Source organism: Dolichospermum sp. UHCC 0259, assembly GCF_009711935.1.
Lineage (GTDB): Bacteria > Cyanobacteriota > Cyanobacteriia > Cyanobacteriales > Nostocaceae > Dolichospermum.
In genome coordinates this window covers 1-14538 of record NZ_VIKX01000105.1, presented here as the reverse complement: position 1 = coordinate 14538, position 14538 = coordinate 1, and the positions used below count along the sequence as shown (strand labels likewise).

At 39.2% G+C, this 14538-nt stretch carries 12 protein-coding genes and 1 pseudogene; 3 read left to right on the top strand and 10 right to left on the bottom strand.

All coding sequences use genetic code 11. The features are described 5' to 3' along the window. Positions 1 to 111: 111 nt before the first annotated feature. Positions 112 to 885 carry a 1-(5-phosphoribosyl)-5-[(5-phosphoribosylamino)methylideneamino]imidazole-4-carboxamide isomerase gene (gene hisA / locus FJR05_RS08205; protein WP_168643655.1) on the top strand — a complete coding sequence of 258 codons (774 nt, stop codon included), beginning with the start codon at positions 112 to 114 and terminating at the stop codon, positions 883 to 885. Positions 886 to 1157: 272 nt separating this feature from the next. Here the strand turns inward: hisA and FJR05_RS08200 are convergent, their stop codons facing one another. Beyond that, complete coding sequence (locus tag FJR05_RS08200; RefSeq protein ID WP_168643654.1) at positions 1158 to 1586, bottom strand: hypothetical protein; 429 nt, start codon at positions 1584 to 1586, stop codon at positions 1158 to 1160. A gap of 32 nt (positions 1587 to 1618) precedes the next feature. After that, complete coding sequence (locus tag FJR05_RS08195; protein WP_168643653.1) at positions 1619 to 2473, bottom strand: DUF72 domain-containing protein; 855 nt, start codon at positions 2471 to 2473, stop codon at positions 1619 to 1621. A gap of 111 nt (positions 2474 to 2584) precedes the next feature. Here FJR05_RS08195 and FJR05_RS08190 point away from each other — a divergent pair, with 111 nt between their 5' ends. Next, the gene (locus FJR05_RS08190; protein ID WP_168643652.1) at positions 2585 to 3025 is read left to right on the top strand and encodes a molybdopterin-binding protein; all 441 of its coding nucleotides are present in this window, start codon (positions 2585 to 2587) and stop codon (positions 3023 to 3025) included. A gap of 85 nt (positions 3026 to 3110) precedes the next feature. Here FJR05_RS08190 and FJR05_RS08185 read toward each other — a convergent pair whose 3' ends face one another. Beyond that, entirely contained in the window at positions 3111 to 3395 is a 285-nt protein-coding gene (locus tag FJR05_RS08185) for a DUF427 domain-containing protein (RefSeq protein ID WP_168643656.1), read from the bottom strand. 142 nt (positions 3396 to 3537) lie between these two features. On the opposite strand from FJR05_RS08185, the gene FJR05_RS08180 reads away from it, so the two are divergent. Further along, positions 3538 to 5043: a HEAT repeat domain-containing protein gene (locus tag FJR05_RS08180; RefSeq protein WP_168643651.1), complete on the top strand. Its 1506-nt coding sequence runs from the start codon at positions 3538 to 3540 to the stop codon at positions 5041 to 5043. Positions 5044 to 5485: 442 nt separating this feature from the next. Here the strand turns inward: FJR05_RS08180 and FJR05_RS08175 are convergent. From FJR05_RS08175 to FJR05_RS08145, 7 genes and pseudogenes are all read right to left on the bottom strand, one after another. Further along, positions 5486 to 8405: pseudogene (locus FJR05_RS08175) on the bottom strand (glucosidase). 63 nt (positions 8406 to 8468) lie between these two features. Beyond that, the gene (locus tag FJR05_RS08165) at positions 8469 to 9902 is read right to left on the bottom strand and encodes a Dyp-type peroxidase (protein ID WP_168643650.1); all 1434 of its coding nucleotides are present in this window, start codon (positions 9900 to 9902) and stop codon (positions 8469 to 8471) included. A gap of 28 nt (positions 9903 to 9930) precedes the next feature. Further along, positions 9931 to 11898: a galactose oxidase early set domain-containing protein gene (locus FJR05_RS08160; RefSeq protein WP_168643649.1), complete on the bottom strand. Its 1968-nt coding sequence runs from the start codon at positions 11896 to 11898 to the stop codon at positions 9931 to 9933. 59 nt (positions 11899 to 11957) lie between these two features. Next, positions 11958 to 12968, bottom strand: coding sequence for a sugar phosphate isomerase/epimerase family protein (locus tag FJR05_RS08155; RefSeq protein WP_168643648.1), 1011 nt, complete (start codon positions 12966 to 12968; stop codon positions 11958 to 11960). Between the two features lie 175 nt (positions 12969 to 13143). Then, on the bottom strand, positions 13144 to 13536 hold the full coding sequence (locus FJR05_RS08150) for a DUF4440 domain-containing protein (RefSeq protein WP_168643647.1): 393 nt from the start codon (positions 13534 to 13536) through the stop codon (positions 13144 to 13146). Between the two features lie 10 nt (positions 13537 to 13546). Beyond that, on the bottom strand, positions 13547 to 13675 hold the full coding sequence (locus FJR05_RS27605; RefSeq protein WP_256376181.1) for a hypothetical protein: 129 nt from the start codon (positions 13673 to 13675) through the stop codon (positions 13547 to 13549). An 88-nt stretch (positions 13676 to 13763) separates the two neighbouring features. Next, positions 13764 to 14538 (bottom strand): TIM barrel protein (locus FJR05_RS08145; RefSeq protein WP_168643646.1); only part of this gene is annotated, 775 nt, incomplete at its 5' end.

The following is a 14538-nucleotide window of genomic DNA, read 5'->3' as shown; positions in this document are numbered from 1 at the left end:
CTGCTGTCTGTAAAGTATTCCTTATTAATAGCGTTAAGTAGGGGAAGTAGGGGGGGGAGAAAGAATTTTCCCAATGACAACGGACAACTGACAACGAACAACTGACAAATTATGGAAGTAATACCCGCAATTGATTTACTAGAAGGTCGCTGCGTGCGACTATACAAAGGAGACTACGCACAATCCCAAGTATTCAGCGAAAATCCCGTTGAAGTGGCGAAAATGTGGGCAGACCAAGGTGCGACAAGACTACATTTAGTTGATTTAGATGGCGCAAAAGCTGGGAAAATCGTCAACTTAGCCGCCATTGAAGCCATTAGAAATAATCTTGATATACCCATTGAAGTTGGGGGAGGATTGCGCGATCGCTCCAGTGTTGTACAATTATTCAATCTAGGTGTAAATTGGGCAATTCTCGGCACTGTCGCCGTCGAAAAACCTCAATTAGTCCAAGAACTTTGTCAAGAATTTCCCCAACAAATTATTATTGGCATAGATGCCCGTAATGGCTTAGTTGCAACTCGCGGTTGGTTAGAAACATCAACAGTATTAGCTACCCAACTAGCAGTACAAATGCAAGAATTAGGTGCAGCAGCCATCATTTACACTGATATCAACCGTGACGGCACATTAGAAGGACCGAATTTAGACGCATTACGAGAACTCGCAGCAGCAATTTCCATACCCGTAATAGCTTCCGGTGGTGTTAGTTCCGTCACCGATTTATTAAGTTTATTAGCTTTAGAACCCCAAGGTGTCACAGGTGTGATAGTCGGTAAAGCCTTGTACACCGGTGATATTATCCTCAAAGAAGGATTACAAGCCATTGGACCAGGAAGACTGCAAGATATACCTCCCGACTTTGGTATTTCTAGTATTGCTTAAAATCAAAAAGATTGTAGAGATGTTCTCTGGAATTTCTCTACAAAGATTATGAAAAATACAATTTTTGGTTGCCATAAGGTAAGAATTAACAAAAAAAGTAGGTTGGGTTAAGCGACAGCGCAACCCAACAAAAGGACTATAGCATCAGGTACAACAAGAAAGAATTAACCGCAGATAGAAGATAATGAACGCGGATAAACGCAGATAAATTTGCACTTTAGTAGACGCTATAATAATGTTGGGTTTCCTTGTGTCAACCCAACCTACACAACTTAACTTTTGTTTCTTCCCTCCAAACCTTTTTGCACCCAATTTAAACATTCATCAGGTGATGAAAATAATTTTGGGGCGGCAATATTAGTTAATGAGTCTGGTGCATAATGGTCATAATAACATCTACCATTTTTTTGATAAACAATAATTAAATTATGACGATAAACATAGCGTGATTGAAAAACATCACCTTGACTAACAAAATCTATATTTATATCAATATGTTCTTTAGCAATATCAACAATATTAGCAACAGTATTACTGTACATTGCTGCTGGATTTTCTGAACCATGAAAACGGCTTTTATGTCCAATTTCTGCTAATAACTTATATGAATAAATTTCATAATTATCAACTTTGCTAAAAACAAAAGGAATAATTAAATATCCTTGATAGGAAACAGAATTTTCATAAAGCAGCCGATTCATTTACAGATCCTTTAGTGTTAATTATTATGTTATTACCACAAACTGAGTTGATGCGGAGATTGTTGTAAATTATTCCAAGGAAGAGGGGGAACGACTACACCACTTTCTTCTAATAACTGTTGGAAATAACGGGCATTATGAGGAGACATATCTTCTAGGGGACAATGCACAAAGAAATAAATTTTTATTCCTGCTTGTAACCATTCTTGAATTTGTCTAACCCACTCTTCCATAAATATTTGATTCATTGATAACTGTGGGTGAGAGATAAAACGAATTAAAGTAAAAGGCGCGGTTACACTAAATTGTACAGGTAATTTAGGTTTACGTCGTTCCGATAATAATTGCGGGTCATCATCTCCGCTATAAATTGGACGTGAATCTAATAATACTCTTCCCACCCCTAATTCCTCTAGTAATGCTGTCAAATTACTAGCATGAGGTTCTTGAAACCACTCACTATGTCTAACTTCCAATGCTAAGGGTGTCTCTGTGCGCGGCCAAGCTGTCAAAAAAGCCGTCAAATCGTCCAGGAAAGCCGGAGAATAGCTGGGAGGGAGTTGGGCAAAGAGGGGACCCAAATGAGTACCTAAAGGGCGCATTTTCTCCAAAAAAGCTAAGGCTTCGGGAATATGGGGTTGTAGTAATTTTTGGTGGGTGATATTTTGCGGTAATTTCAGGCAAAATTCAAACCCTGGTGGTGTTTCTGTCGCCCAACGAGTCACGGTTTCTGAGTTAGGTGTAGCATAGAAAGTAGTATTTCCTTCCACAGTGCTAAAGCGGCGACTGTAAAGATTTAAGAAGTCAGCATTGCGAGTCCCTGGAGGATAAAGTTCTCCCACCCAAGCTTTATAAGCCCAAACTGCACACCCGATATAAAAGTTCACAAAATTAAAATGTTTTGATATGTTCTATTTAATTATACAAGTTGAGTAAAAAACATTGACTATTGATAGTATTGTATAAAGATTATACTTGCTAAATAAATTAGTAATTTTATGCCAAGAAAAGATCAAGGCTGGGTGACATTTCAAACATCTGAAGAAGAACGCAAGATTTTAGAGGAATTTTGTCAAAGTTCCCAACGGACTAAAACAGAAATTTTGCGAGAATTAGTCCGGGGACTTAAACAATATTCAACACAAATTGAATCACTATCAACTTCACAAGCACAAGTAGAAACAAAAAATAAAAATATTGAATTTGAACTTGTTAGTCCCAAAAAGGCATTAAAAGTTAGTTCTCGTAATGTTTTAAAAGGAATTGTCAAACGAGTAACTACAGGCAGTGTAAATACCGAAATAACTTTAGAAATTGTCCATAAAGTTGAATTAACTGCAATGATTACTAGGGTTTCGGCTGAGGAGTTAGAATTATTTGAAGGTACAGAAGCCTATGCTGTGATTAAATCTAATGATATTGTTATTGCTAAAGATTAGAAAGACGTGGTTAAAAATTTAGATCCCTGACTTCTTTGAGAAGTCAGGGATCTTTTTGTTGACTAAGCAGGGATCTTTTTGTTGACTAAGCTTCGACTTTTACACCCTTCCAGAAAGCAACATAACCTTCTATATTTTTAGCTTTTTCCTTAGTGCTAGGATAGAACCAAGCGGCATCTTTATTAACTTGTCCATCAACTGCAATACTGTAGTAACTGGCAACCCCTTTCCAAGGACAAGTGGTATGAGTGCTGCTGTCTGTAAAGTATTCCTTATTAATAGCGTTAGCAGGGAAATAATGATTTCCTTCAACAACTACGGTATTATCGCTTTCGGCTAGAATAGCACCATTCCAAATTGCTTTCATGATTTGAGTCTGAAAAAAAAGTTAATAATTCATATTGTTACATTTAAAATGATAATTTATTAACGTGATACACTGAAATTATAGGAATTTTTTCAAAATACCACCTGTCAATATCGAAATAACTTTTATTATTTATAGTAAATTTATGAAACCAGAGGATTTTGCCACAACGGCGATTGATGATTGGGATGTCTTCTTACCCAAAAACCATAAAAATCAACCCATAGACAATCAAGCATACCGCATTTTTGAACCCCAATGGCAACCAGCAATATTATCCTGGTTTGGACGTGAGGATGTACCCAAAGAGTCAAAAGAGGCATTTATTCAAGCTTTGGTAAATTTTGAAGATGGCTGTGTACCATATCAGGGTAAGGGTTTTTATGGTTATCGCGCTTATTTTTTAGCAGCAGCAGCGATCGCTCAATTCCCAGAATCTGCAAAAGCTGATAACATAGTTCAACAACTGGTAAATTGGAAATTAGATTATTATCGTTTCAATAGCATTGAACAGCAAGTCACTGTAGGACTTCAAGAAACCGACAGAAGCAAAGCTATAGATACTTTAGTCCAATCAATTAACACATTACAACAAAATTTTACCATTTCTCTCGCCATTACCAGCTTAGAAACAATCGGATCTGGTAGTGAGAAAGCAGTTTCCGCTTTAATACAATTATTGGATACATCACAGGATAAGGACATCCATAGACGAGTAGTTAAAAGCTTAGGAAAAGTAGGCTATGGTAACGAAAAAGCTATTTCTGCCTTAATAAAAATTATAAATACATCAGATAACAATGATATCCGTAAGCAAGCGACTGAAAGCTTAGGAGAAATAGGCTATGGTAATGAACAAGCTATTTCCGCCTTAGTGCAAATTTTAGATACAGCACAAAATGATTCTATTTATTGGCAAGTAGCTGAAAGCTTAGGTAAAATAGGCATTGGCAATGAAAAAGCCATTTCTTCTCTAGTACAATTACTAGACACATCAGGTAATAAATATACCCGTTGGCTGGCAGGTTATAGATTAGGGAAAATAGACAATAACCACGAAAAAGCCGTTATTCTCCAAGCTGCTACAACACCAAATAAAATAGAAACTGATCACGAAAAAGCCATTGCCGATTTAATCCAAATTTTAGATATATCAGAGGATGATGAAGCTCTTATTCAAGCACTTTATACATTAGGAGAAATAGGCAAAGGTGATGCAAAAGCTGTTTCTGCTTTAGGACAACTTTTAGATACATCAGAGAATGAGTACATCCTTGTGCAAGTAGCCGAAAGCTTAGGAAATATAGATCCTGGTAACGAAAAAGCTATCTCCGCTTTATTACAACTTATAAATACATCAGAAAATGATGAAATTATTGTCTACGCAATAGAAAGCTTAGGCAATATAGGTATGAATAATGAAAAAGCCATTGCCGTATTAGTGCAACTTCTAGATAAATCACAGAATGAGTACACCCATAAACTAGCCGCTAAAAGCTTAGGAAAGATAGTCACTAGCAATAAAGATATATTCTTGGTGGTGCAAGCTTTACGTCGCTATAAACTAGATAGTGAAGACTATGATTTGATTTGGAACTGCGCCCAAAATATGCCCTATCCAGACTTTTATCAAGCTTGGCATCATTCTTGATTTATCAAAAATATTTTTGCTCACAAGCACTCGTAAGAGTAAAGAAAAGAAGAAAAAAAGCAAAAGCGCAAGAGTGCAAAGGGCTACTAAGTCCTCGCAGCACCACTACAAACAACACGAAAACCAATAATGTCCTCGTCGAGGGTGAAGTTGCAGAAGTGGCAATAAGCAGAACGGCACTTCGCAGGAATGTCGTACCACGAACCACCGCGTAGCATTCGTCTATCATTACTATCCTTAGCACCTTGCCATGAGCTTCTATTTGTAGGCGTTTAGCACTGCTAAACCCCTACCCATAAAATCAAGTAATTAAGCCGTGTTGAGTATATTCACAATGCTTCTACAGCCGTTGACCCCTCGTAATTTGGCTACAGTATTACTAGGAAGTACGGTTTTTCATCGCCAAGCCTGTAGGGGCGGGGAAACCCCGCCCTCCATTGTATTACTCAGGGTTTTTTCCTTGAGCAGTGTAAGCTCCATGTTGTTGGATTAGTTTTGCTACTACTCCTGTCCAACCTGTTTGATGACTAGCCCCAATTCCCGCACCATTATCTCCATGAAAATATTCATAGAAGAGAATGTATTGATTCCAGTTGGGGTCATCTTGAAACTTCTTAGTTCCGCCATAAACAGGTCGCTCAGTGCTACCTTCTGATTTTGGCAAGAAAATATTGATCAATCTTTGAGAAATTTCTGTAGACACTTCCCAGAGATTCAACATTTTTCCTGAACCAGTCGGATATTCTACTTTGTAATCATCTCCTAAATAACGATGGAATTTTTGGAGTGATTCAATAATTAAAAAATTCACAGGCATCCAAATCGGACCACGCCAATTAGAATTGCCACCAAACAGACCAAATCTCGATTCTCCTGGTTCGTATTCTACTAAAGGTTGCTCGAAATGCCCATCTTCCATTTTGATTGCAAAGGGCAAGAGATAAGGATGGGGTGGCTCATGTGATTTAGATAAAGCTCGAATGCCATAGTCTCCTAAAAATTCAGATTCATCGAGCATTCTTTTGAGAATTCTTTTGAGTCTTTCCGGGTTAACTAGGGATAAAGCTAATCCTCCTTCTATGTAATTACTATCGGTTTTATCAAAGTAAATGTTCTCATTTTTTGTCAAATCCTGACGGTGGTTGAGAAACCAATCAGCCCTTTTCTTGAAGTCGGAGTTCAAATATTTGTCTAGTGTTTCCTGATCGATCGCTTCCACTGCAAATAGAGGAATAAGTCCTACCATAGAACGGACTTTCATGGAGAAAGAAAAGGGATTATTTCCTCCCTGTATGGCGTTAGCAGGAAGTTTCAAAATGTCATAGAAGAAGCCATCCTTATCATCCCAAACATCAACTTCAGTTCCTCCCAGCTTGTTGAGAGCTTCAGCAATTAGCAAAAAGTGCTGGAAGTATTTGGAGGCCATATCGTCATAAACTTTTGAATTTGTATGGGTTTTGGCTAATTCTGCTGCCATTTTCAACAAGTTTAAACAAAACATTCCCATCCAGCTAGTACCATCTGATTGCTCAATACTAGCACCGGCAATTTTCAAATTACTGCGATCAAAAACCCCAATATTATCTAGCCCCAGGAAACCACCTCCAAACAGATTGTTTCCATCTACATCTTTGCGGTTGGTCCACCAAGTAAAGTAGAGAGACAATTTCTGAAATAGTTGTTCGAGGAATCCTCCGTCTGCATTGCCATACATTTTCTCTTCTATTTTATAAACCCGCCAAGCTGCCCAGGCATGAACAGGAGGATTTACGTCGCTAAAGTTCCACTCATAGGCTGGTATTTGACCGTTAGGGTGCATAAACCATTCTCTGGTGAAGAGATATAATTGCTTTTTAGCAAATTCTGGGTCAATTAAGGCTAGAGGGATGGTGTGAAATGCCAAGTCCCAAGCAGCAAACCAAGGATATTCCCATTTGTCCGGCATGGAGATGATATCTTCGTTAAACAGGTGAGTCCACTCACTGTTTCTACCAGAGTTTTTGCGTTGCGTTGGTGGTGGTGCGCCTGGGTCTCCATTGATCCAATCTTGCACAACATAGTGGAAAAATTGCTTACTCCATAACATCCCTGCAAAGGCTTGTCGTTGGACGTTACGCATTTCAACTGGTAATTCTTCGCTGGGGGTGACGGCTTGATAGAATTGATCTGCCTCATTTTTGCGTTGTTCAAATACTGACCCAAATTCACTACCAAAGGGTGTTGCTAAGTCGTCAATATCACTGAGGCGGAGGCGGACGATTTTGGTTTCCCCAGGGGCAAGATTTAAGCGATAATGGGGTGAAACTTTGGTTCCTTGTTGATGATTTACTGCATCAGTTTTACCATTAACAATATAATCGTTAATGCCATCTTTGACGTAAGAGGTATTTTTTCCCCATCCAAACTTTTCTTTATTGGTTTCGTTTTCCGTATACAGCATGGCATCGGGGGTTTCGCAATAAAGCCATTTTTTGACCTCCGGTTGCGCTGATTTCAGGTCAGTAAATTGAGCTTTAACTACCTGAAAATCTCCACTAGAGTTAACGCTTTCCAGGGAGGGTTTACCTTCCTCTGTGGGTCCCCAAGACCAAGTGTTGCGAAACCAAAGAGTCGGCGCTAGATGTAGTTCTTTAGCTTGGGGACCATGATTAACAACTGTGATTTGAATTAAGATATCTTCGGGAGAATTTTTGGCATATTCGACGAAAACATCAAAATAGCGGTTATCGTCAAATATCCCTGTATCCATCAACTCAAATTCAAATGCGCGAGCATCTTGGGCTTTGCGGCGACCATTTTCTTTGACTAATTGTTCGTAGGGAAAGGCATTATGGGGATATTTGTACAGCCCTTTCATGTAAGAGTGGGTGGGGGTACTATCCAAATAGAAGTAAGTAGGTAAACATAATAAAACCAATATATGTTTAGTTTTGTGAAACCCGTAAAACAACCTATTTGTAAGGCATTCATTGAATTTACATTTCGTCACATACCTTTAAATTTTTCGGTTTACCTACTTAATACTCTTTGACATCTTCCCCATGATTGCCTTCACTGTTGGTTAATCCATATAGCCTTTCTTTGAGAATGGGATCTTTTCCATTCCAGAGAGCGATCGCAAAACAAAGACGTTGGTGATCATCAGAAATCCCCATAATTCCATCCTCACCCCAGCGATAGGTACGAGAACGAGCTTGATCATGGGAAAAATAGTCCCAAGCGTTACCATCAGCACTATAATCTTCGCGCACTGTTCCCCATTGGCGATCGCTTAAATACGGTCCCCACTGTTTCCAATGTTTTGTCTGATTGCTATCTTCAACCAGTCTTTTTCTTTCGGCTGTGTCTTGAATTTTAATCATGGCTTTTGGCAATTTGGTAAATAAACTGTTGGCAATAATAGTCTTGATTAGCTAGATAAATCTCTAAGCTATATGGGTGAGAAAACTAATACTAGGAGCGAAAAAATATTCTCCACCTTTCATTTTCACCCATAGCTCAAAATGATAATCCTTAGTTTCTTTTTCCCCCCATTTGGTTGGCCATTTTGATACTACATTTCTTGGATCACCTTTTGGTTTTCCAGGCTGACCAATTACCGGATCAATCCCCACCCCAACATCAACAAAACGATCAGGATTTGCCCATCTCGACTGCATAAAATTGAATTGGTTTTCAATATCTGCTTGGAAACAAAGAAACAATAATCCTGAACCCTCTGTCGGTTTTGCAGTGGGATCATGTTCTCCATAACTCACCGCCCGTCTGGCAATGCGATGATCTCTTTCTATGCGTAAAGCTTCATCAAATTCAGGAGCAGATTCCACTCGTCCTGTATCACCACGAGGGTTTGTTTTGCGAATATGTGCATGAAATGGACATTTTGTAGCTGCTACATCCTCATCATAATTAAAGTTATTAGTGGGAGTCACAGCATAGGTGGGAATATCTGATTTAGTCACGGGAGTTCCGTCCGCAAAACGACCCATAACTAAAGCCCCTGCCAAATCATTTTTGATGTTTAAAGTTTCCGCAAGTTTCTGTTGATCTTCATGAAATGCTTTAACATTTTGTTCGAGTTTTCGGTAAACTAAATAGCTACCGTAACTATCCTCAGTTTTTCCATTATAATCTTTAACGAGAATGATATCTAAAGAAGCTCTAGGGTCCCATTGACTGAAATTACAATCATTGGTTTGCGCTCTCATAATATCTCGTTTGATAAATAAAGGCTGACTGACCCCATCCACAAACCCAAAATGTTCAATGATTTGTCCGGCTTTATTTCTGAGAATAAAGCCATCTTCGCGGTGAATAATCACAGCAACTTGACGTAGACTTTGAGAAATTTTATTGACAGTTTGCAACAAATTAATCAAGTTATCATCAGCAATCAACAGTAAAGCATGGATATCTTTTTGAAATCCTGCTTCCCAGTTTTTAACCTCTGGATCTTTTAAAAAATCTTGTCTGATTTGCTCATTTTTCATCCCCATTGTAAAGGGCTGATCTTTCGGAACTTGAAAAGGCTTAAATCCTAAAGCCTCATAACCACGACGAGTTAGTAAAAAGTTAGCAAAAACCTGGCCGCCAATGCCTTCTTGTCGGTAACGTAAAGCCTCATCTGCTTGCTGTTTAGCTGATGTTACATAAGATTTTGTAAAGGTCTGTATCCAGTTTTTAGCTTCAGCAACTTTGTCTGATTTCCATTCTAAAAAGAGATGCACGCTGTAATCTCGTCCATGTCCTTTTAAAATGTTCCCTTGTAAGTCTTCTAGGAGTCCTTGATACTTGCCCGCATTTTCTGGATCAATGCCGCTTTCGGGAACATTTTTTAAGTCTTCTTCTGTTAGTGCCACAAATTTCCACCTTTTTAATGACTGTTTTTTATGCAGCTTGCAGTTTGATAATTTTGGCTTTGGCAGGTTTGCCTAAGTCATTGAGATAAAACATCATGTAGTATCCAGGAGGATAGAGATTCGCGTTGTTAGGCGCTGTAAATTCCACTAATGAACTATCATCCGAGACTTTAATGGGCAACTCTGCTAACCGTTGTCCATAATCAAAAGAATGGGTAACAGCCCCCAATTTGGCAAGTACCAGCGATGGGTTTTTAGTGCCATTTGCCACCCTAATTGTCCCTGGTTTTCCATATTCAAGAGTGTCAGGAGCTTGCTTGATTTGAGGACGCTTACCTGATTTAAAGAGATAGGGAGGACTGAAAATTTCTCCTTGCCAAATTTCCGCCGGCACAAAGGGTTCAGAATCTCCTTCGGCGTAATAATGTTGAGGATCTTTGTAAAAGGTGTCGAGATCAAATTCTTCAGGTTCTCCTGATTGATTGTGCAGTTTGGCAAAGGTAAAAAATGTTTGCGGATCACCAAGAACATCCACACGAACTGTGCCGTCTTTTTTGAGTGCGGCTCGGTTGGCATTACCACCCACAACTAATACACGGGCATCCGGTAGTAAAACAGCCCCATTATGGTACAGTCTGGGGAATTTGCCAGGATTTAAGGACTTGGTTCGATAACCTGCGATCGCCTTTGCATCTGGGGTCATGAGTAAGGGTTCGTAAACTGGCTGATATTCGGGATATCGCCCCCCATTAATCACTAAAATTTCTTTGGTGGGTAAAATGACGGCTTGGAGGTTAGCTCTGGGTTTATCGAGGAAATGGTCAAATAGTTCCCATTTACCAATCTTGTTACCAATTTTTTCTGGTGCAATCCAATGTTGTAAACTGCTGGCTATCCTGACCTCTTTGGGAAATCCTGATGTATTACCACCCCGTCCAAAACCAATATTGTTAGTACCAATAATGCCGCCTAATAAAATGACATCTTCCGAATTAGGGACTTGTAGAGCAGTTCCGTAGGCTTTATTGGTTTCTAAGCGATCTGGACCGACTTCAAAACTAATAGAGATATTGCCATTATCTGCTTCCTGAACGCTCATTAAATAGCTTTTTTTACTGAAATGGGGAACTGAAACTCCGGCAATACCGGCTTCGTCTCCTGTAATCAGTAATCTGCCATCTTTTAAGGGAAAAACACGGGGATAAAGGTCAATGCTATCGTAAACGTCCTCACCTTCTACCTTGGTGTTGAAGGGACTGTTTTCGATTAGTCTGGGGTCGAAGTATTGGAGTTTTTCTGTTTTGGGATCGTAAATTTCAATACTGGGGTTAATTTGGTTGGGTTTATCCCATTTTAAACCGGAAAAAATGACGACTTTCCCACTAGCAAGGGGAATTAAACTGGGATACCAACGTCCATCTTTTGTCTCCCCAATCGCTTTCCATTCTCCTGTTTGCCACTTGTAGAGGTTAATCTGCTTGGTGCCGGTAAAAGCTCCACCTGGGTAATAACGCCCTGTTCCACCGATAAAGAGGACGTTACCATCAGCTAACTGCACATGACCCAGACAAAAGAGATCGTTTGTTGTCCCATTTTGTGAGGCTGGAGGTGAGGAAATACGTTCAAATTTTCCTGTTTCAGGGTTAAGTAAACCTGTATTATTGATGGCATTGTAGTTTTTCGGATCTACACCTTCTTTAAACTTATATTTTCCATCTTCTTCAATCAGGGTGCTACGAAAACTACTCCCATTGACCATTAAAACTTTGCCATTCGGTAGCACAATGGTATGGACAGACTGCATCCGATCTTCTTGCGGTGGCATGGGTATGGTTGTCCATTTTCCCATGGTTTCTTTGGGTCCGGCGATAGCGAAGCGCTGCTGCAAGCAGATCGCTACATCCCAACCTAAAAATGTTAGGCATAAGGACAGGAAAAACACCAAAAAAACTGAGACAATCTTGATGCCTTTAGGTAATGGTTTAACTATCTTCATAATGAAGTCTCTAAATCAAAATTTATGGTCATAGCAAATAGTCATTTCCCGAAGAAAAGTTAGCCATGCTTAAGAGCTTTTTTAATTTCTTTGTTGGTGGTTTGGATAGCTTTATCCGCAGTATCATAGGCACTAGGATAGAATGGATGGGGCTGATCTTCTCCTGGTATCCAAAACTTGCGTCGAGATAAGCGCAGAGAGTTAATAAATGGCGGAATAGCATTGAAAATTTCCACAGCAATTGGTCCTGTGTAAACTTCTAAAACTGGTTTGAGAAATGACTGCCAGGGTAGCCAACTGGTATGAAGTGCGCCCCGATCAGGGGGTGAAACTTGAATGTAATGTAGGCGGTTTTGTTTGGCTAAATCAGCAACTTGCTCTGCGAATTTTTCTGGTCCATCTCCATCTAAGATTTCATGAGCGCTATCAATGACAACTCCCACTTGTTTACTTTCCACACCTTTGAGAAAGTTAATTACTTGAGATAATTTATTTGGTCCAGGAGTTTCCCAATGAGTAATAGGTTCAATGGCTAATTTGACCTTTTTCCCCTCAGCATATTTACCCAATTCATTAAGAACAGGTTGAGCATTTTGATAACGTAAAGCTAAATGCTCCTGTAGTTGATCGCTCCAAATAGGATCATTAAAGTCTGTAGTTGGAAAAACACCATAGGGAATGACAATGGGACCCATCATAATTTCCCCCCCTAAAGCAGCCGTAATATCCACTCTTGATTTCAGATATTCTAAAGCTTCTTGTCTTTGTTTGGGATAGGGAGAACTAGGATCAAAAGTTCTGGTTGCTCCAACATTGGTGGATATTTTAATATCTGCTAAACCTTCACCATCAAGATACTGACGTAAATTTTGATAATTTTTCAAATCTTGAGCATAATTGGCAGGATTGGTGAGAGCGATAGGAAATTCAAATCCAGTATAACCAAATTTTTTCAGTTCTTTGATATGTTTTACCACAGTTTTCCGATATTCCAAATTATCGGGTTTTAAATCTGTAGTGAACATGAAAAAGCTCAGGTAGATATTAGGTAAAGATGATGAGTTGTTCATTTGATTGTGTCCCAAAAAATTCTCAATAAATTTGAATTACGGTAGGATATTTTTCTGATACAGCACTTCCTACTGTTATGAGGTATGGAGTTTCATAGCCAATCCCGTAGGGGCGGGGTTTCCCCGCCATTAACTCTATTGCATTTAACCGGAAAATGCTGTATCTATGCAAAAATTACAAGGGTTTCTTGTTCCAAATTTGACGGTCAATTTTCCAAGTTCCTGCCTCTTTCTTCATCAACCATAAAGCTCGAAATTTTGCCTGTTTGGGAGGATTACCATCATGAGGATAAATAGTTGCCATAGAGACACCAACGACATAACCAAAATCACCCATCACTTCAATTTCTTCCGCAGTAAAAACTGGATCAATATCCTTGTTATCAATGCTTTCGGCAAATCCTTGCATAATATCTTCAATACCACAGCGATCGTCTACATCCGGTGCCATCCAAAGTGCTTCTTCGGTATACATCTCACCATAACCAATAAGATCTCTACTTCTCACATTATCGGCATAGGTTTCTTCAAAAACTCGTCTGATTTCGTCTTTATCGTGAGAATACATATCTAAACTCCTAATAATTGTTGTTGAGTTGTACAGAAATAGTTTTAGTGTTTTGATTTGTAGGTTGGGTTAAGCGACAGCACAACCCAAAAAATACGTCGGGTTTTGTACCATTGCTCCGTGAACGTTCACGTTCCACAACTCAACCTACAAAAAATGCAAAAGGTATTGATTTAATATTTAAGAAAGTCGGTAGATAATGTCTCCGACTTTTAGTAAATAAAAAATTACAAACCAGTCACTTTATGGAGATAACCTCTTGCTAGAAGAGCATATTCTAAAGGCTCACGTAAAGGCTTAATTTTGGTATTGCTGGGATCTTGTTCTGCTTCTACCATTAACCAGCCTTGATACTTAACTTCGGCTAGTTTATTTAAAATGGTCTTAAAGTCAATAATGCCATTTTTATCACCAGGAACGGTAAAGACTCCAGAGCGAATTGCACTTAAAAAGCTGAGTTGCTTTTGTTTTGCTTCGTCCAAGATATTTTGACGAATATTTTTGAGGTGAACGTGTTTAATCCGGCTACCATAGGTGCTAATCAGATCCAAAATTCCATCTTGGGTAACACCTGAATAGTAAAGATGTCCAGTATCAAGTAGTAGGTTCACATTGTGATCCTTTGTTCCTGCCATGAGACGATCAATATCTGCGCGGGTTTCTACTCCGGTGCCGACGTGGGGATGGTAAGACAAGATCATACCATTGGCAAAGGCTTGATCCCCTAGAGAATTTAAGCCATCAATCAAGAGTTTCCATTGTTCATCAGTAAACTGGGGACGATTATTTAAGGGTTCAATGGGTTGTTGATGGACAGCCCCTCCAAGTTCGGCAACGACAATTGCTTTACTATCAAAATTCTTCATGAACGCCATCTGATCCTCGAAGATTTTTTGGCTATCTTCTTTCGCTCCGATGGTGAAGAAAGTCCCAACCCAGGGTTCAGAAAGTAACTGTTCACACTCCCCCACTAAAAAGGAATTAGGAAGTAACAGGGATAGG